The following is an 18177-nucleotide window of genomic DNA, read 5'->3' as shown; positions in this document are numbered from 1 at the left end:
CTCTAATAAAACTGAAAACTTAATTATTTATCAAATCATCATCAATAATATAACAATTACCTTTTGTTCTTGTAAGAGCAACGTAAAGTTTATTTTTTGTTCTAGGTTTTAAATCTTCAAATTTACTTTTTGCAAATATTCTTGCTGTTGTTTTATTCAAGATTATACAAGTGTCATTGTAATCATCTTCACCCTTACAATCACCCCAGTTTTTTGATAAAAAATTTCTTTTGTCACTTTTATCATAAACAAGTTTTATAATATTAGAATTATTAATTATTTCCAACGCAAACTCTCTGTTTTGAACAAAAATTATTTCAGTTTCGTCTTTTCGATGAGATTCAATATTGATTCCTAAATTTTGTGTCACGAATCTACAAATTGTTGGACTGCATCGGTAACTGTGTGAAAGTATTTTATCATCTATCCTAATATTAAAAAAATGAATTTTATGGGAATAATCTTTTAGATTAGAATATAATGTGTTGTTAGTTCTTCCATCAAAACTTGTAACGTAAGTGTGTTGAAAAAAATCCCCAACAAACAGAAAATTAATATTTGCTTGAACAATTTGCATCATGAAGTTAAAGTCATGACCACCTAAATCTTGAAATTCATCATAAAAAAAATGATCGTAAAACATCTCTAATCTTTTATTAATGTCAATAATTATATTCTCAAATTCAGCGAATTGTCCTAATCTATTATGATAAAGATATTTTTTAGTAGTCAAATATTTATTAAGATTTGTTTTCGGTAAAAATGTTGTGAATTCCGGTGGTCTGTTCCAATCTATTCCCTTTAGTTTGTGCTTGAAAAGAAGACTAGGTTTAATACAAAAACCATAAATAAATTCAAAATATGTCTTTGTCTTTATATTTGTTGGATAAAAACCAAACTTCTTAAATATTCTTGATTTGATAAGATTAAGACTTGTATTGGTATAGGTAACAATTAAAAACCGTTGTTCCAAATCTAAATTATCTATTAAATATTTAGTTTTTCCAGAGCCTGCAACCGCTAAAATTAATCTTTTATTAACCATGAAATTGCATCGATTATATATTGAGGAGGTTTTATTTCATCTCCCTTTTTGTCAAGAATATCATAAGCACAATCTGTCTTTTCATCGAGCATATATTGTTGAACAGATCTCGTTTTTAATTTTGGCAAAAATAACTGATCACATATAAGTTTATTCAATTTATATAACGCTATTTCAAAAGTTTTAATTTCGTCGTCTATTTCATAAAATACTTTAACGTATTTGCTCACATATTTTTCATAATTCTTTATACAATTATTTTCATGGTCTCCGTCATTATCTCTTACAACAGCGGTCTTAATTTCAAGAAGATTTGCAATCTCCATATATCTTTTAAAACTGGTGCCACCAACAGAAATTATGTGAACTCCCATTTTATTTGGTTTGTTACGAGTGATTATCTCAAAGAATTTTGCAGCAAAAATATACTCTGCATCTCCTTCAACTAAAAGTATTTTTTTTGATAGAATAAATTCAAGAATATTATTATCAGGTGCTTTTATAAAAAATTTTGCGGTTGCCGGTGTTAAATTAGATAAGTTTATAGATGCTTTACTATTACTGTTTAGCAAAATTGTATTTCTTAAATCTAGACGCGAACTAATCATGTTACTGTGAGTTGCAATAAAAAGTTGTTTATTCTTAGATTCATTTATCCTTTCGATCAAATTATGCATATGAAGATGACTAAGGTGATTTTCAGGTTCTTCTAATAATATAAAATCAAGTTCATTATCATTTTTTTGAAGTGCAAATTCAGTCTTAATAAAGCACTGTCTTCCCTTACCTCTATTTTGTAAATCTATATTATCTTCTGTTATTGTTAAGTCAGATTCTAGATTTGATTTGTTGCTATTTTTTATAGAAAATTCATATTTCCCTTTGCCTGTTTTATCATTTAATTCTTTTAAAATTTCCTTTCTAAAATTTAATTTATAATTTCTATATTCAAATAAGTGTTTATTTTTTTCAGATGTTGAAACTGAACTGTTATAAAGTGTTTTTATATATGAGTTAGTTGCGTATTCATTATTTATCGAAGAATTGTCGAGTAAAATATGTTTAAATTCTTTTCTGAAACCTAAGTAAGGGTGTCCGCCAAATTTCATAAAAGAAATAGAGTAGTATTCAAAAGGAAAATTTGAATTATTGTTTTTCAAGACAGAAACTATGTCTAAACTTACTTCTTCAATTGGTGAACAAATTAAACTTATGCCGTAATGATTATCTGTGAGAGAATTATTTTTACCATAAAATTGATCATCATCAGTTTTATCAAAATACAATTCAAGGGTTAATGTGGGTAAAGTTTCATAGGTATTTGTTTTGAAAAAATCTTGAATTATGTCATTGTTAAAAAGTGTATCCAATCCTAATGATTCAACTTTACTTCTGCTACCAGAAAGAAGTAAATCAATTGCTAATAGAATTGAACTTTTTCCTGATTCATTGTCACCAACAATAACATTATTGCTCGGTTTAAAGTTGATTTCAATAAATTTAAATTTTTTATAATTAAATGCTCGAAGTTTAGTTATGTTACTCATTTTTCATCTAAGGTGTTTTAATTTAAATATTATATCTATAACAATAAGGCTATCTTTCAAAGATACAAAACACTTCTATAAAATTTGTATATAAACAACTTTTAAAATCTATAACAGAAATCCCTCTCTTCATTCTAGCCCCGGTTGAAGCGGCATCCTTTTTTTTGGAAGGGCATTTTGCGGAGGAAAAAAAAGATATAGCGGAAAACGGGACGAGTCTTCGAAAGAGGCGAAATCTTGGTGCTTCTAAAAACAGGAATAATTCCGTAATTTTGCAGCATGAATCAAGATACGATCTGTGCGATTGCGACCGCTAATGGAGTGGGCGCTTTGGGAATTATTCGCCTTTCTGGGAATGATGCCGTGAAGATTGCGCAAAAAACTTTTAAAGGAACCAACTTAGAACTTGTGGCGTCTCACACGGTGCATTATGGGTACATTGTGGATTATAAGGATCAAGTTGTAGGAGGAAATGAAATGGACTTTGTGATAGATGAGAGACCTGAGACGAATATAACAAATGCTGATTCGAATCAATATATAATTCCTAACCATCAGCCATCAACCACAGGTTCAGATCCAGTTATTTATCAAACAGTAGAACTGATAGATGAAGTTATGGTCTCCGTATTCCTCGCGCCGAAGACTTTTACGACGGAAGATGTGGTGGAGATTTCTTTTCACGGATCGCCGCATATTGCAAAGAAAATTCTGGAAGTTTTGGTGAAGAATGGAGCACGACTGGCGAAAGCCGGGGAATTTACGATGCGTGCTTTTATGAACGGCAGAATTGACCTGGCGCAGGCGGAATCGATTGCTGATTTGATTGCTTCGGAAAATGAGGCGTCGCGGAAAGTGGCATTGAATCAGTTGAAAGGGGGAATTACGAATGAGATTTCGATCCTGAGAAATGACTTGCTGAATTTTACCTCGCTGATTGAACTGGAACTGGATTTCGGGGAAGAGGATGTGGAATTTGCGGACCGGACCGCCATGAATAAATTGCTGCTCAACCTGCGCCATAAACTGGGTTCTTTGATTGAGAGTTTTCAATACGGAAATGCGCTGAAAAATGGAGTGGAAGTCGCCATCATCGGGAAACCGAATGCGGGAAAATCGACGCTTTTGAATGCTTTGTTGAAAGAGGAAAGGGCGATTGTTTCTGAAATTGCAGGGACAACGCGCGATACGATTGAGGAAGTGATTCATTTGAAAGGAACGGCTTTTCGGTTTGTGGATACGGCGGGACTTCGGGAAACGACGGATGTTATTGAGAAAATTGGCGTAACGAAAGCGAAGGAGAAAATTGCCTCGGCGAAAGTGCTGTTGTATCTCTACGATGAACAAGATTCTACGACGGAAGAAGTGATTGCTTTTGTGAAGGAATTCCACCGCGAGGATTTGAAAATTGTGCTGGTTCATAATAAAGTAGATTTGACCAACGACGAAGTTCCAAACGAATTTGACGCCACTTTAAACTTGGAATTGTTTCCGGATTATTGTGATGAATTGTTGCGGATTTCCGCGAAAGATCAAACGGGAATTGAAGCGGTGAAAACGGTTTTGATCGATTACGTTGAGAATTTGAAAGATCAGGAAAGCAATGTGATTATTACGAATCAAAGGCATTTTGACGCCTTGCAGAAATCGCTGCAATCTGTTCTTCAGGTGGAGGAAGCGGTGAGTTCTGGGATTCATACGGAATTGTTGGCGTATGAGTTGAGAAATGCGCTGGAGCAGTTGGGAGAAATTTCCGGGGAATTTACGAATGATGAGGTGTTGGGGAATATTTTTTCTAAGTTTTGTATTGGGAAATAAATTACCTTTTCTTTAGTTTCTTTTTCTTTCTTTTGTTTGATTTACAATACTTTATGTCATTTTTATTTTCTCTTGTTGGAGTTTATTTCTATATTTGTACATCTCATGTACACCTCGAGCTGCAAAAGTAGTACTAAGGTGTACAAATGTACACCTCGAATAAAGCTTATGAAAATTACATTAAAACAAAAGAGATTATCCGACAGTATGATTAGTCTCTACGTCGAATATTACAAAGGTTCATCTACGAATCTGCAAGGGAAACGAATTCATCTTCGTGATTTTGAGTACCTCAAGTTGTATTTGCACCCAGAACCAAAGTCTGTTAAGGAGAAGAAAGAAAACAAAGAAACTTTAGCTCTAGCCGAAAATATCTTTTCGATTCGTAAAACAGAATATATTCAAGGCAAGTATGATCTTAAAGATAAAGTAAAATCAAAGAGGCTCTTCCTTGCCTATTTTGAGGAACTGACTGAAGAAAAGCAAAAGCAGGATTCTTCTAATAATTACGGGAATTGGTTTTCTACTTTGCAACATCTGAAAAAGGTTGTTCCAAAAAATATGACGTTTGACGAAATTGATGAAAATCTCATCAAAAAAGTCCGGAAGTATTTTGAAAAGGACGCCCTGACAAAAAGTGAGTTGTCACTTTCACAAAATTCAAAATATTCTTATTTTAATAAGTTTAAAGCAGCTCTAAGAAATGCTTTTGACGATGGTTATCTAACCGTTAATTACGCTGCAAAAATAAAATCATTTGATCAGGCAGAAAGCCAAAGAGAATATCTGACTTTTGATGAACTGCAATCTTTAGCCAAAGCCGAATGTAAATATCCGGTGTTGAAAAAAGCATTTCTTTTCTCTTGCTTATCTGGTCTCCGTTGGTCAGATATCAACGCTATGCTTTGGTCAGAAGTACGTGATGAAGGAGGATTATTTAAAATAAATTTCAGACAGGTTAAAACTGATGGAGTCGAATATCTTTATATTTCTCAGCAAGCGAGGGAACTTCTTGGAGAAAGGCAAGACCCCCAAGATCGAGTTTTCAAAGGTTTGAAATATGGAATGACTTATAACACTGAAATTATCCGTTGGTGCAATCGCGCGGCAGTTCCAAAGCACATTACTTTTCATTCCGCAAGACATACCAATGCCGTGCTATTACTGGAAAACGGTGCAGATATTTACACTGTTTCAAAAAGACTGGGACATCGTGAAATTAGAACAACTGCGATTTATGCTAAAATCGTGGACAGTAAAATGAAAGAAGCAGCAGAAATAATTCCGGAACTTACGTTGGAAATGTGAGTGTTTTTCTTTGAAGTAAGTTACAGAACAGAAAAATTTGATTTTTAAAACTTAATTTTTCACTTTTAAGCAAATAGAATCCAGAATAGCCCAGATTAATCTTATTTAGACTTTTTTTGAACCTTTTTCAATCCAAAGTAATAGTATTTAGCCTTTTGCAAACTTCTGGTATTGCCCATTAAGTTTATGATGTTGACTTTTGTATCAATAAATCAATCAAACGATACAAATGGAAAATGAACTCATTCTACACAAACTCAATCGTATCGAAAAACATATTTTCGGACTGAAAGAAATTCTCAACACAGAGGAATTATCTGATTATACTGGATTCAAGAAATCCTATATCTACAAACTGGTTCATACCAACAGTATTCCTTTTTCTAAACCCAACGGAAAAGTTCTCTTTTTCGAACGTAAAAAAATCGATACTTGGTTGTTAAAAAACAGCCATAAATCTAATGATGAAATCCAACAGGAAGCTCTGGAGTTTTCTCTACGAAAAAAGTAAAACCCAACTATAGCAGTAGTCAGGCTTAAATGTATTGTTTCACTTGGAAGTGAAGTGCAAATATAGCAATTATTTGTCTCTACTTCCCAAATAACTAATCTTTTATGGAAGAAGATAAAATGCTGTATCAAACTGGTGCAGTGAGCAAAACTATATTTGATCGAACTCTGAAATATCTAAATTCTAAGTATTCTTTGAGATTTAATACGATATCTCTGGAGTTTGAAATCAAAAGATCATTAGATAAAAAATGGTCGAGTTTGAACTTAAGTTCATTGTATATCGAACTCATTCAATCTGGAATTGATATTCCAGTCAATAAATTAGAAATCCTGGTGAGAAGCCATCTGATTGACCAATACAATCCCATTTCTGAATATTTTGAAAGTTTGAAAGAATGGGACGGAGAAGATCATATTAAAAACTTCTGTAGTTACGTAAAGACCAATGATGATAATGCTTTTCTGTATCATATGGAGAAATGGTTTACCAGATCCGTTTTGTGTGCTTTAGAAAAAGAAAAAATAAACAAGCATTGTTTGGTTCTCGCCAATACGATTCAAAATAGCGGAAAATCAACCTATTTAAGATTTTTTGTTCCCAGAAAATTGATGAACTATCTCTCGGAAGATATCGGATTGGATAAAGACAGCAGAATTAAATTGTGTAAAAATTTGATTATCAATTTAGATGAGCTTTCGATTTTAGCCAGAGCAGACATCAATTCATTGAAAGCATTTATCTCAAAAACCCATATCAACGAAAGGCTTCCCTATGCACGTAAAGCGGAGTATTTGGAGCGGATTTGCAGTTTCGTGGGGTCTACTAACAAAACTGATTTTCTGACTGATGAATCGGGGAGCGTGCGCTGGATCATTTTTGAAGTGACCGAGAAAATTAATTTTAATTATTCTTTGGAAATCGATATTGATAAAGTATGGGCACAAGCATACTTCAATGCTTATAAAAGGAAGGGTTTTAATCCGGAACTGACTTTGTCAGATATCTCTGAAAATGAGAGAAGGAATGAAAGATTTACGCAAATGACTTTAGAACAGGAAATGATCAACAAGTTTTATGAACCATCGGATAATTTGGAAGAATTCAAGACTGCGACCGAAGTGATGATGGATTTGAGCACGCAGGGAATTCGATTAAATCATTTAAAAATCGGGAGAGCGTTATCATCATTCAAATTTCCCAGAGTAAAACATCCACAAAGACAAATCTATGGTTACCTAATTCAATTGAAAACTACAGATTAATATAAACACCACAAAATAAACTACCTACTTACCTAACGGCTTTAAATTATTCTATATCAGATTGTTATATAGGTAAGTAGAATTAAATAAAGTTACCTAAAGTTACCTATTTAAAGAAATTGGGTAAGTAGGTAAATCAAGGTAAGCATGAAAAAAACCTTTAATTAATTGATTAACAACCATTTGGTAAGTAGGTAGGTAGTTTACCAAAAAACATAGAAGAAATATACAACTATTATGAATTGTTCAGAAGCAAAGAATATATCAATCAAAGCAGTATTGGAAAGTTTTTCTCTTTTCCCTAGCAAAGAAAATTCCCGAACCGCATTTTATTTTGCACTTGATCGCGAAGAGAAAACCCCAAGTTTATTAGTTGATTTTATTAAGAATGCTGCATTTGATTTTGGAACCGGAAAAAGCTATGATATTATCTCAATTGTTCAGACTATGAAAAGATGTTCAGTAAGCGATGCATTAAAATATTTAGAACAATTTAATTTTTCTTTTCAAAAGCAAAATCTAAAATTAGAAAATCTTCCAAAAGGTTATGAAATAATTGACGTCAAAGAAATTCAGCATCCTGCTTTATTAGATTATTTAAAAAGCCGAAATGTTGAAGATCAAAAAAAATGGGTTGAAGAAATTCATTATCGAATGAACGATAAAAATTATTTCGGAATCGCTTTTAAAAACGATTCCAATGGTTATGAAATCCGAAACGCTTACTCTAAAATTTGTTTGGGTAAAAAAGATATTACGACCATCAAGAACAACTCAAAATTGCTTAGAATTTTTGAAGGCTTCTTTGACTTTCTTTCCTTTAAAAAAGTAGAAAATTATCTGGAAAAAGAACCTTCTGATTATATCATTTTGAATTCGGTTACAATGATCCATAAAATTAAAAACGAGAACGAAAATTATAAAAACATTGAACTCTATTTTGACAATGACGAAGCAGGAACTCGAGCAGTTGAAATGATTAAAATTGAAATGGATAATGTAGAAGATTGTCGGGTTTTATATTCCGGTCTTAAGGACTTAAATGATTGGTTGATCCAGAATAATCCTACAGAAGAAAGGCAAGTAAAATATAGAAAAAGGTGAGTAAAATAATAGCAGGTTAAAATGATTTCAAAAATGTTTTAGCCTGGATCTTTTTTACTCAGGTAGAATAAATACACCTGCGTAAAATAGACTAAGGTAAAATATGGTAGGATGCTAGTGCAAAAAGTACCCATTGTTTACAAAAAGCGCGTAACGCTTTTTTGTAAAAATGAGAGTTTTTTGATTTCTTCCTATCGTCAGAAATGCAATTGAAATAAAATTATAAAAACATAAGATGGAAAATAGAAATAATGATTTTTTAAAGAATATAATCACAAAATCGACCGAGCAAAAAATGCAACAAGTTATTGCTGAAAAAAGAAAAAAATACTTTCAGGGTTTAGGGAGAAAAGGAGGTTTGAAAAAGAAATCTAATTTGCAGTTAACCAAAATAATATCATTCCGACTGACTGATTTGGAATATGAAGAAAGTCAAAAGAAATCTCAAAAATACAACTTGAAATTATCTGCTTATGCAAGAATGATTCATTTGCAAAAAGAATTAAAAATTAATGAATTTAAGATTGATGAAATCTTACTTCAATATGGAAATAATTCCAAAAGAATAACCAATCTTTTGCGTCATCGAGAATGGAATGTTTTTGAAAATAAGAAAGAAATTTTAACAAAAATTGAAACTACAAATGATTTGATGTATCAATATTTATATTCTAAAATGAACCAAAATACGAAGAATGAATAATTCTGCAACAACCCGGGTTATTTCCAAAATCGCTTTGGAGTATAATGGAAACGATAAAGGGATGGCAATCGCCGCCGCATCTAATTTTCTTTTGAGCAGCAAATCTGAAGAACAATATCACGAAATGAAAACGGTGGCTGATCGGAATCCTAAAGTGAAGAAATGGGCTTTAACTGGATATATTTCGCCACCCAATGAAATCGGTAAAATACTTTCAGACGGAGAATTGGCAGACATCGCAATTGAAGCTTTGCATAAAATAGGAGTTACGGAAAACAACCAATACCGATTGGATATTCATAATAGTACGAAGCAGAAACATATTCATTTTATTGTTAATCGCATCAGTAATGATGGTAAATGTACCATTAAAGCTCATGATGTAGGAAAGAGATTTGGAGAAGCAGTCCGGCAAGTTTGTCACGACAGAAACTTAAAAACGGATGTTGAAATTGGAATTGAAAAGCGAGCTGCGATGCTTAAAAATCTAACAGAAAGCCTGCAGCTTACAGTCAATTTTGATGATTTGATTTCAGAAATGAAAAATAGGGGTTATGTTGTACAGCTTTCTAAAAATGAAAAAATAGGAATTTCGGGAATGCGAATCATTCTGGAAAGCGATATTAATCATCAAACAGAAAGACAATACAAGCCAGGCTACAAACTTTCGGAGATTTCAGGAAGTCTGAAAATTGCAGAGATCAAAAATATCTTTGAAATAAAGAATACACTTTTGGATGAATCAAAAAGCGCGACAAACTGGAAAGAACTTCGGGAGAATTTATATCGAAAGGGTTGGTCTATCAAGATTCAATACAAAGGAGAGTTTAAAGTAAATCAAAAGAATGAAATTCAGGATATCTGGATCAATAAAGTTGGACGATATCAAACTGGTCAACTCAAAGATGGATTCTTTTTTAAAAAGCACCAAGGTTTTTCTCTTTCAGCAATCGATTATGGTTTTAACAATTTTGAAAAAGAAATAACTGCGTTTGCCGAAAAACAAGTTAGTGGAAATGACTCTAATGTTCCTGGTGCATCAACGAAAGATACTTTACAAAAAATTGCAGGTGAAGCGATAGAAGATTTTCTGAAGCCTAATTATGTTTCGCAGCAGGAAGATGAATGGTGGAGGAAGAAACGGAAAATGAGAAGATGATTAATAATTTGAAATAAACTCAAAAAGAGAAATTTTGATTTGGTAAAAATTTGTAAGTTCCAAGGATTCTTCAGTTTTATAAGAATTATACTTTTCAATTTTGGAGATTTTTTTTCTGTAAAATGGTGGTCAAGATGGTGATCAAGATGGTGATCAAGATGGTGGTCAAGATGGTGGTCAAGTAATAGATTTAACGAAAAGAGTACACAGATTAAAGGATTCTCGGACACATTCACATTCTTTCTTACTATGTAATGGTCAACACAGAAAGTGTTTTAAACCTCATGGTTGTATAGGTGAACCTTATAATGGATATGATAAATAAGTGCTTATTGAAGTGAAATGCTATAGTGTTTGCCCCGAAAACCTACCATAACTAAATTTTACATCGAGATTTACATATATAAAAGTCCAGTTTTTTAGTTAATAAACTGGACCTTTTACCTGTATTTGATTTAAAATATTTCAATGAAAACCCCTGATTATATAGGGCACACTTTAGACAATTTTCTAAAAGGTTATGTTCTCACCTATGATGATTTCTATAGAAAGGTGACTGAAAAGGAGGCAATGGTTCAGTAAAGATTGAAAAGTTTTAAACTTTCTATTGTTGGTCATATTGATAATCATATTTATGAAATGATGACAGAATAATGACAGAATATTGTATAATTCATATAAATTTTTATTTAGATAAACAGTTATTGTATTGATTTATAGTAGTTTATTGTGATGTTTATTTTTGGCAATGGTGACACTAATGGTGACATGTTTTTATAAAATTCGCCATTCTCCAGTTCTATTATTTCCTAATCTTTCTATGATTGAATTTTCCTGCAGGGCTTTAAAGGTTCTCAATATAGTTCTGCTATTCACAGATAACAGCTCGCTAATTTTAACAACCGTCATTTTTGGATCTTCCTTAATCAAATCCAAAACTTGTTGTTGAATACTTATTTCCACAAAATTGAAAATGACATAAAAACCGTTATCCTCATATCTGAAAATTGGAACAGGAATTTTAGCGGCTTTAGCTTCGTTAAAAATTTTAATCGTTCCTCTTCCCCAAGATTCAATAAGTCCACTTCGGAAAAAAGCATTAGCAATTTCAGGATTGTAGGGTCGGGAAGGATGCTTTATCTTCAGTTTTGCCACCGTCCAATTTTCAGGTAATTCGCCCTCATTCCAGATAATAAGTTTGTCATCGTAAACGCTGATTTGAATTGGGATACCGCTGGAATAATCTTTATGAATAATAGCATTTAGAACGGCCTCTCGTAATGCTCCAACCGGAACTGGAAAAGTTTCTTTCCTCTGTAAACCTTCATAGGTGATTTGTGCTTTTAGATATTTGCTAACCAATAAATCCATCACTTTGTCCACCTGCTCAAAAAGAGAACCTCTTACTTCATCCTGGTAAGCCAAATCATCATCGGTATTGAAAAATCCGATCTTTATGGTTGCGCCGGTAAATATTTTTTCGGGTTTCGGATGAAAAAGTAAAACAGCCGCTTTTTTTAAGTATCCGTTTAAATCGACAAGATTTAATTTTTCAAGTAATTCATGCGGTGAATCGCCCTGAACATCTTCGTCAAAACGTTGTGTTTCAGATGCACGATCTTTAAACAACTTGAATGCAAAATCAGAGAGATCAGCCTCCTTACTGTAGGGTTCTGGCGTTCCATCCCATTTCAGACCTTGTTTTCCCAATAAAAATTTATCAAGTGCTGCACCTTTCAATTCTTGATTTGTGGCACCACTACGGTAATAATATTTACCTTTATAATTAACAGGATAAGGATAAGCATCTGTGATAATTTCCAAATATTCTTTATCGGAATCATTCTTAATATTTACATCTATCAAAACTCCTAAAATATCTTTCACCTTATTAGGCAAATCTTCTGCTAGTTTTTTTACATCTGTTATTCCTAAAATAGTACCCTTATCATCAATACCGATATACATTTTACCACCATTTGCATTCGCAAAACCACAAATCCATTTGATGTATTCATCGCGCCAGCTTTCTTTATATTCCGTATTCTGATTTTCCATTGATTAAGATATATTGCAAAAATAGGGATTCGTTGACTAACTATGTTTCAATCTCAATATTTATATAGTTTATTCCAGATTATTTTTAGTTGTTCGCTTACATCCGCGTAAGCGCAGACAAACAAACATTAGAGAATCAACGCTATGAAATAAACCAATTTTGCGAGCGCAATTTTTATGTCATTGATAAATAGATTGAAGAAACAATCGCGGGAGCAAAAGATCTTAACGATCGTAAACTCGGTAAACTGCTCAAGAAAATGGAAAAGGATGATGTTCTTATTTGCTCCGAACTTTCCCGACTTGGCAGAAATCTTCTGATGATCATGGGAATTCTTAATGAATGCATCGGGATATTCAAGTCTGGACCATAAAAGATAATTACCGATTAGGAAGCGATATTAATTCTAAAGTTCTGGCTTTTGCTTTTGGTCTCTCTGCAGAAATAGAACGCAATCTCATTTCACAACGTGGCCAGAAAAAAAGCAGAAGGTGTTATTCTCGGTCGTCCAAAAGGAAGAAAATCGACGAAAACAAAACTGACTGGACAGGAGAAAAAAATAAAAGAACTTCTAGATAAGAATGTTTCTTTCTCTGCCATTGGTAGAATTTTAAATGTCCACAGATTGACGGTTTCTAAATTTGTGAAGGAAAGGTTGGATTAATTATTTTAATTTTAATGGTTATATTTGAGACTGTTCGGAAAGTTAATATACATATTAGCGTAATAAATACTTACATGAAATTAAATACCAATCCGACTTCTAAACAACTTGCCGAAATCAAATCTTGGCTTGTGGAAGAAAAGAAAAATTTTAATGAAGGTTTTTACTGCAATTGGAACATTATTGAAAAATCATTTAATGAACATAAATTATTTGTTCTTGAATTTGATAAAAAGATTGTTGGATTTATTACATGGACTAATCATGAGAGGAAATATGTTGACATTGATATTATGGAAATTAATCGAAGTTTTAGAAAGAGAGGCTTTGGAAGGATTTTATATAAAAAAACAGAAGAATTTTTCGCGGAACACAACTATATCGCGATTAAACTTTTTTGTGCACCAGCAAATTCTGAATCATTTTGGAAAAAAATGGAATTAATAAAGTTTCCTTATAGAGGTTATTCCGAATCAGAACTAATTTATTATAAGCCTCTGATAAATGCGAAAGAACTTTCGGTTGGTAAATTTTTAGCAAATAAAATTGAATTGTGGGATGTTGAACCGTACGAATTAAAAGAGCAAGAACCCAAATGGACTTGGGAGATTTACAATAATAATTATCCGATACTTCAACCATGCAATCCTAATTGGAATTTAAGACTAACTAAAAATGGACAAATAGTGAAAGAAGACAAAATAAAATATTTTGACAGTGAGAAAGAAATTGAATTTGGACCATTTTTATACTTAACAGTAACTGAATAAAAAAATAACGCAAACATTATTTTGCAATCGTTGGGAAATTTATTGCTAAATTCAATTTTAGTTCGTCGATTAATATTTTGTAATATTTTCATGAATCAAATTTCTATTGCCGATAATATAGAGCCTGTCCCGACGTGAAAGCGAATGAACAGGAGTTTTCCAACTTGTTCAAAAAAGCAAATAACTTCGAACTTAAAGGGAATGCTTTGATGCGAAGAAATTCGAACAAGCATAAACTAAAAAGCCGCCTCGATTTGAGACGGCTTGTTCCTATAAAAAACAAATACAAATTACATCGGTCCTCCATCTTCGCCTGTAAAGTTGCTGTTCACATCTTTTTTACGTTTTGGCTGATCTACTTTGTCACCCTGCTTAAAGCGGTATGTAAACGATAAAGTAAATTGTTGTGGGGCGAACTGCATGAAGGAGTATTGCGTATAATCTGGGCCATTATAAGTAAATTCTCTAGCTCGGGAATTCAAAACATCCTGAATATTGAAGGTTAAAGTTCCGTCGCCTTTAAGAATCGTTCTGGAGGCTCCCGCATTCAAAATATACATTGCGTTTCTGTTATTTACGGCCGTATTTTCGGCACCTCGATAAGAACCCTGTAATTGAACAGAAGTATTTTTGTCGCGTTTAAAGGTGGTAGTCAATCTCATTCGGGTAGAAAATCCTTCGCCATCAAAATTGGTTTCAAAATATTGAGCGCAAAAATCTTAATCATCGACGACGAACTGAAATTGCTGAAACTTCTGGGAATGATTATTTCCAATGAAGGTTAATAGTGAACTTTCTGCCACAAATTTTCCCGATTCTGAAGGTGGCAATTCTTTCGCCAGATCTTCCGTAGAAAAAGATCATTTTAAAAATTTTAAATTACAGAAAAGGCAACAAAGCCGCACGACTCCTCGATATCGAATCGCAACTTTGTACCGTAAACTCGAAGAATATCTCTAGAAATAGCATTTGTTCAAATCTTCTCAATTTGAGAATCAAGCCTGTCATTTTGATAGGCTTTTTTTATTGTCTAAATTCCTTAAAAATAAATAACAGTTTGGTATTCAGTATGATAAAGGAATCGTTTTCATCTAGGTACATCAATTGGCATTATTGATAGAAAATAATAGAATTCAAAATGAAAAAAGACAATGATGTTAACGATTCATTTGCTCATCGTAGGGTTAGTGTGGTCTGTTTTTATTTTAAAATGAATGTTTTTTTCGATAAAATTTAATTAAAAAATAAATACTATGAAAATACTCTCGATGGCAGTATTGATCGCTAAGGAAATTCCGACTTCTAAAGACGAAATTTTCTTAATGGCTGAAAAAAATGAGACTTTTAAATTGGTTTCATTATTAACAAAACACATAAAAATAGCAGCAGTTAGGGGAAACGAAAATGTTGTAAAAAAAGGTCTCGAAGTAATGGGCAAGATTTATGAAAAAGGAAATTTAACCTTTCAGTCGGCAGTTGAGAACGTATTTGTTTTTTCTTGCGACCAATTTTTAGTTCATAATAAGACATTTCTTCTGACGTCTCTTCCAAAATCATTACAGAAAGCGTATTTGAGCCAAGTTTATCATTCAGGACTCTAAAGATTTACTACAATGAAATTTAAAAAACCAGGACAGAAAGTTCATTTACACAATTTGAAAAAATCAAAAAATAAAAGTACGAATGACACTTTAGCGGTTCATATAATCACGATTATAGCGGTTTTTGTGGTCGCTTTTCTTATTCAACCTTTCAATTAATTTTTTATTAAAAAAACATGAAAATATCTATCGAACAATTTTTCAGATTGCAATTTCCAGAACTTTATCCTTTCGGAATGATTGCTGCGGAAAACCAAGAGTATTTGGTAGATTACAAATTACTGATATTCTTTGCCAATTTTTGTTCAGAACATCCTACTTGTAAACAATCTAGCGATATTCTAATCCTCATTAATTCCATTTATAAAACGCAAAATATTTTTGTTAAAAATGCTATTGAAAATGAGTTTTTAGCTGTTATGGTTGAAAAATTTGGAACAACTGATATGGAAAAGCAATTAGAATTGATTCCATCAGAACTTCAAATTGTTTATAAGAGAATTTTATCGGAAATGAAGAAAGAATCACAAGATGCATAAATTGATCAACAGAAATAAAGCGGCAAAATACTTTGCGAATTATTACCCTGAAATTAAAGAAGAGATTAGGTTTCTTTCTCTCCAAAAAAACTTTGCTGGGATTATTCAGAGTATTATCAATTATTTATTTCAACTTCTGGAACAGTCGAAACAGTGTATAGTGATAGCAAAAATACAAGGCATGGGTAGGCTGTACAGAAGAGGAAATCATGCCGTAAAAGAGTTAATTGAAAATCTTTTCATTCGCTCGTTTCACGCTATGAAAAAACGTTGCAAGCCGCAAGAATGGAATTTCTTATTAGAAAAATGTCCTGCAGTCTTTCAAAATATTTATCAGAATCAAATTAATAAAGATCAACGATTAAAAATAAAATTATAATCGCACTTTTCATTGCAGCATTTGCCAATCGTTCACAAACCTCTTGTGAATGATTGGCATCCTGCATTGTATTGCCATCTTAAGACTCACCGAACTTTGTTAATCACCAATACCCGCGACGATTTAATAATTAAAGGTTGGCAAAAGGAATTACTTGTGAATGTTTTTTTACTTTTGCAGCAAACTTTTAAATCACCCAAATTTTGAGCGCAAAAATCTTAATCATAGACGACGAACTGAAATTGCTGAAACTTCTGGGAATGATTATTTCCAATGAAGGGTACGAAGTTTTCCAGGCTTCTTCCGCACGTTCGGGAATGAATATGCTGACAGCTCACCAGATCGACTTGGTTTTGTGTGACGTTCGCTTGCCGGATGCTTTTGGTGTTGATTTAGTAAAAGAAATTAAAACCAAATATCCGCACATCGAAATTATTTTGATGACGGCGTACGGAAATATTCCTGATGGAGTACAGGCTATGCGAAACGGCGCCTACGATTATATTGTAAAAGGCGACGACAATGAAAAAATTATTCCGCTGGTTTCCAAAGCCTTGGAAAAAGTGAAAGATAACGTCAAAAACGAACAGGTAGAAAAATCCAATCTCAAATCCAATTTTTCAACGATCATTGGAAAATCGCAAAGTTTTCTTTATTCAAAAATGCTCGCCCAAAAAGTAGCGAATACTGACACTGCCGTGCTTTTAACGGGAGAAACAGGTACCGGAAAAGAAGTGTTCGCCAACGCCATTCATCAGGAAAGTTACCGAAACAAAGGCAGTTTTATGGCGATTAACTGTTCTGCTTTTGGTAAAGATGTTTTAGAAAGTGAATTGTTCGGCCATAAAAAAGGCGCTTTTACGGGTGCGGTTTCAGATAAAAAAGGTTTGATAGAAGAAGCCCAAAATGGTACACTGTTTTTAGATGAAATCGGCGAAATGCCGTTGGAATTACAATCGAAGATGTTGCGTGTTTTAGAGAATGGTGAGTTTATAAAAATGGGCGACACCAAAATATCCCATTCTAATTTCCGCCTCATCGCAGCGACTAACAGAGATTTAAAAGAAGAAAGCCGACTTGGGAATTTTCGGGAAGATCTTTATTTTCGATTGAATGTTTTTGAAATTCACCTGCCGCCTTTGCGCGAAAGAAAAGAGGATATTCGCGAACTCGCCAATTTATACATTGGAAAATTTTCGAGCAGGATGAATCTGAAAACAGTCAATGTTGCTGAAGATTTTTACAAAAAATTAGAGAGTAATCCTTGGAAAGGAAACATCCGTGAACTCAAAAATACGCTGGAAAGAAGTCTGATTTTAATGGAAAATCATCAACTTTCTCCGGAGAATTTACCCCATTCTGAAAGTGGAAATTCCTTCGCCATGTCGTCGGTTGAGAAAGACCATATTCTAAAAGTCCTTAATTATACCAAGGGAAACAAAGCGGAAGCAGCCCGATTACTCGATATCGGAATTGCTACCTTATATCGAAAACTCGAAGAATATCAGTTGAAATAAAGTGATTTCTTCTTTCATCCTGAACGAAACAAAGTGAATTGAAGAATGTCATTCTAAAATAAGAGATGCTTCATTGCGTTAAGAATTCCCACAAGTAACTTCTCAAATTGAGAATCAAGCCTATCATAATGATAGGCTTTTTTTGTTTTGGCACCCTTCAAAAATTCAGTAATAAAATGTAAATCAAC

The 18177-nt window shown here is 32.9% G+C and carries 16 protein-coding genes and 2 pseudogenes; 14 read left to right on the top strand and 4 right to left on the bottom strand.

Going from position 1 to position 18177, the window contains the following annotated elements; translation table 11 throughout:
• Window positions 1-19: 19 nt before the first annotated feature.
• Both PUH65_RS13435 and PUH65_RS13430 read right to left on the bottom strand, forming a co-directional pair.
• Entirely contained in the window at window positions 20-1045 is a 1026-nt protein-coding gene (locus tag PUH65_RS13435; RefSeq protein WP_305520713.1) for a DNA helicase UvrD, read from the bottom strand.
• Window positions 1027-2592, bottom strand: coding sequence for an ATP-dependent endonuclease (locus PUH65_RS13430; RefSeq protein WP_305520712.1), 1566 nt, complete (start codon window positions 2590-2592; stop codon window positions 1027-1029). Before PUH65_RS13430 ends, PUH65_RS13435 begins: the two co-directional genes overlap by 19 nt.
• A gap of 279 nt (window positions 2593-2871) precedes the next feature.
• Between PUH65_RS13430 and mnmE the strand changes: the two genes are divergently transcribed.
• The 7 genes from mnmE to PUH65_RS13395 all read left to right on the top strand — a co-directional run bounded on the left by mnmE (window position 2872) and on the right by PUH65_RS13395 (window position 10460).
• Window positions 2872-4410, top strand: coding sequence for a tRNA uridine-5-carboxymethylaminomethyl(34) synthesis GTPase MnmE (mnmE, locus tag PUH65_RS13425; RefSeq protein ID WP_305520711.1), 1539 nt, complete (start codon window positions 2872-2874; stop codon window positions 4408-4410).
• 168 nt (window positions 4411-4578) lie between these two features.
• The gene (locus tag PUH65_RS13420; RefSeq protein WP_305520710.1) at window positions 4579-5718 is read left to right on the top strand and encodes a site-specific integrase; all 1140 of its coding nucleotides are present in this window, start codon (window positions 4579-4581) and stop codon (window positions 5716-5718) included.
• Between the two features lie 229 nt (window positions 5719-5947).
• Window positions 5948-6229 carry an AlpA family transcriptional regulator gene (locus PUH65_RS13415; RefSeq protein ID WP_305520709.1) on the top strand — a complete coding sequence of 94 codons (282 nt, stop codon included), beginning with the start codon at window positions 5948-5950 and terminating at the stop codon, window positions 6227-6229.
• Window positions 6230-6333: 104 nt separating this feature from the next.
• On the top strand, window positions 6334-7494 hold the full coding sequence (locus tag PUH65_RS13410) for a VapE domain-containing protein (RefSeq protein ID WP_305520708.1): 1161 nt from the start codon (window positions 6334-6336) through the stop codon (window positions 7492-7494).
• Window positions 7495-7731: 237 nt separating this feature from the next.
• Window positions 7732-8598, top strand: a complete 867-nt coding sequence (locus tag PUH65_RS13405) for a toprim domain-containing protein (RefSeq protein ID WP_305520707.1) — start codon at window positions 7732-7734, stop codon at window positions 8596-8598.
• Window positions 8599-8833: 235 nt separating this feature from the next.
• The gene (locus PUH65_RS13400) at window positions 8834-9301 is read left to right on the top strand and encodes a special sigma factor (protein ID WP_305520706.1); all 468 of its coding nucleotides are present in this window, start codon (window positions 8834-8836) and stop codon (window positions 9299-9301) included.
• The gene (locus tag PUH65_RS13395) at window positions 9294-10460 is read left to right on the top strand and encodes a relaxase/mobilization nuclease domain-containing protein (RefSeq protein ID WP_305520705.1); all 1167 of its coding nucleotides are present in this window, start codon (window positions 9294-9296) and stop codon (window positions 10458-10460) included. The genes PUH65_RS13400 and PUH65_RS13395 overlap by 8 nt, the downstream gene beginning before the upstream one ends.
• A 774-nt stretch (window positions 10461-11234) precedes the next feature.
• Here PUH65_RS13395 and PUH65_RS13390 read toward each other — a convergent pair.
• Window positions 11235-12518: an ATP-binding protein gene (locus tag PUH65_RS13390; protein WP_305532475.1), complete on the bottom strand. Its 1284-nt coding sequence runs from the start codon at window positions 12516-12518 to the stop codon at window positions 11235-11237.
• 89 nt (window positions 12519-12607) lie between these two features.
• On the opposite strand from PUH65_RS13390, the pseudogene PUH65_RS13385 reads away from it, so the two are divergent.
• Both PUH65_RS13385 and PUH65_RS13380 read left to right on the top strand, forming a co-directional pair.
• Window positions 12608-13183 (top strand): annotated as a pseudogene (locus PUH65_RS13385) (master DNA invertase Mpi family serine-type recombinase).
• A gap of 131 nt (window positions 13184-13314) precedes the next feature.
• Window positions 13315-13953 (top strand): GNAT family N-acetyltransferase, encoded by a 639-nt coding sequence (locus PUH65_RS13380; RefSeq protein WP_305532473.1) that lies wholly within the window; start codon window positions 13315-13317, stop codon window positions 13951-13953.
• Between the two features lie 290 nt (window positions 13954-14243).
• Here the strand turns inward: PUH65_RS13380 and PUH65_RS13375 are convergent.
• A pseudogene (locus PUH65_RS13375) lies at window positions 14244-14642 on the bottom strand (outer membrane beta-barrel protein); the annotation flags it as partial.
• An 85-nt stretch (window positions 14643-14727) separates the two neighbouring features.
• Between PUH65_RS13375 and PUH65_RS13370 the strand changes: the two are divergent.
• The 5 genes from PUH65_RS13370 to PUH65_RS13350 all read left to right on the top strand — a co-directional run bounded on the left by PUH65_RS13370 (window position 14728) and on the right by PUH65_RS13350 (window position 17989).
• Window positions 14728-14913, top strand: a complete 186-nt coding sequence (locus PUH65_RS13370; RefSeq protein ID WP_305520576.1) for a hypothetical protein — start codon at window positions 14728-14730, stop codon at window positions 14911-14913.
• Between the two features lie 293 nt (window positions 14914-15206).
• The gene (locus PUH65_RS13365; protein WP_305520577.1) at window positions 15207-15554 is read left to right on the top strand and encodes a hypothetical protein; all 348 of its coding nucleotides are present in this window, start codon (window positions 15207-15209) and stop codon (window positions 15552-15554) included.
• Window positions 15555-15730: 176 nt separating this feature from the next.
• The gene (locus tag PUH65_RS13360) at window positions 15731-16093 is read left to right on the top strand and encodes a hypothetical protein (protein WP_305520578.1); all 363 of its coding nucleotides are present in this window, start codon (window positions 15731-15733) and stop codon (window positions 16091-16093) included.
• Window positions 16086-16472 carry a hypothetical protein gene (locus PUH65_RS13355; RefSeq protein WP_305520579.1) on the top strand — a complete coding sequence of 129 codons (387 nt, stop codon included), beginning with the start codon at window positions 16086-16088 and terminating at the stop codon, window positions 16470-16472. Before PUH65_RS13360 ends, PUH65_RS13355 begins: the two co-directional genes overlap by 8 nt.
• Window positions 16473-16675: 203 nt before the next feature.
• The gene (locus PUH65_RS13350; protein ID WP_305520580.1) at window positions 16676-17989 is read left to right on the top strand and encodes a sigma-54 dependent transcriptional regulator; all 1314 of its coding nucleotides are present in this window, start codon (window positions 16676-16678) and stop codon (window positions 17987-17989) included.
• The last annotated feature ends 188 nt before the right edge of the window (window positions 17990-18177 follow it).

Source organism: Kaistella sp. SH40-3, from assembly GCF_030686865.1.
Lineage (GTDB): Bacteria > Bacteroidota > Bacteroidia > Flavobacteriales > Weeksellaceae > Kaistella.
The sequence above is the reverse complement of the archived record's forward strand: the minus strand, read 5'-3'. Positions and strand labels throughout refer to the sequence as shown.

Excerpts from the sequence above, each read along its gene's own strand:
- PUH65_RS13435 (WP_305520713.1), bottom strand. The coding sequence starts at position 1,045 with ATGGTTAATAAAAGATTAATTTTAGCGGTTGCAGGCTCTGGAAAAACT.
- PUH65_RS13430 (WP_305520712.1), bottom strand. The coding sequence starts at position 2,592 with ATGAGTAACATAACTAAACTTCGAGCATTTAATTATAAAAAATTTAAA.
- mnmE (WP_305520711.1), top strand. The coding sequence starts at position 2,872 with ATGAATCAAGATACGATCTGTGCGATTGCGACCGCTAATGGAGTGGGC.
- PUH65_RS13420 (WP_305520710.1), top strand. The coding sequence starts at position 4,579 with ATGAAAATTACATTAAAACAAAAGAGATTATCCGACAGTATGATTAGT.
- PUH65_RS13415 (WP_305520709.1), top strand. The coding sequence starts at position 5,948 with ATGGAAAATGAACTCATTCTACACAAACTCAATCGTATCGAAAAACAT.
- PUH65_RS13410 (WP_305520708.1), top strand. The coding sequence starts at position 6,334 with ATGGAAGAAGATAAAATGCTGTATCAAACTGGTGCAGTGAGCAAAACT.
- PUH65_RS13405 (WP_305520707.1), top strand. The coding sequence starts at position 7,732 with ATGAATTGTTCAGAAGCAAAGAATATATCAATCAAAGCAGTATTGGAA.
- PUH65_RS13400 (WP_305520706.1), top strand. The coding sequence starts at position 8,834 with ATGGAAAATAGAAATAATGATTTTTTAAAGAATATAATCACAAAATCG.
- PUH65_RS13395 (WP_305520705.1), top strand. The coding sequence starts at position 9,294 with ATGAATAATTCTGCAACAACCCGGGTTATTTCCAAAATCGCTTTGGAG.
- PUH65_RS13390 (WP_305532475.1), bottom strand. The coding sequence starts at position 12,518 with ATGGAAAATCAGAATACGGAATATAAAGAAAGCTGGCGCGATGAATAC.
- PUH65_RS13370 (WP_305520576.1), top strand. The coding sequence starts at position 14,728 with ATGAAGGTTAATAGTGAACTTTCTGCCACAAATTTTCCCGATTCTGAA.
- PUH65_RS13365 (WP_305520577.1), top strand. The coding sequence starts at position 15,207 with ATGAAAATACTCTCGATGGCAGTATTGATCGCTAAGGAAATTCCGACT.
- PUH65_RS13360 (WP_305520578.1), top strand. The coding sequence starts at position 15,731 with ATGAAAATATCTATCGAACAATTTTTCAGATTGCAATTTCCAGAACTT.
- PUH65_RS13355 (WP_305520579.1), top strand. The coding sequence starts at position 16,086 with ATGCATAAATTGATCAACAGAAATAAAGCGGCAAAATACTTTGCGAAT.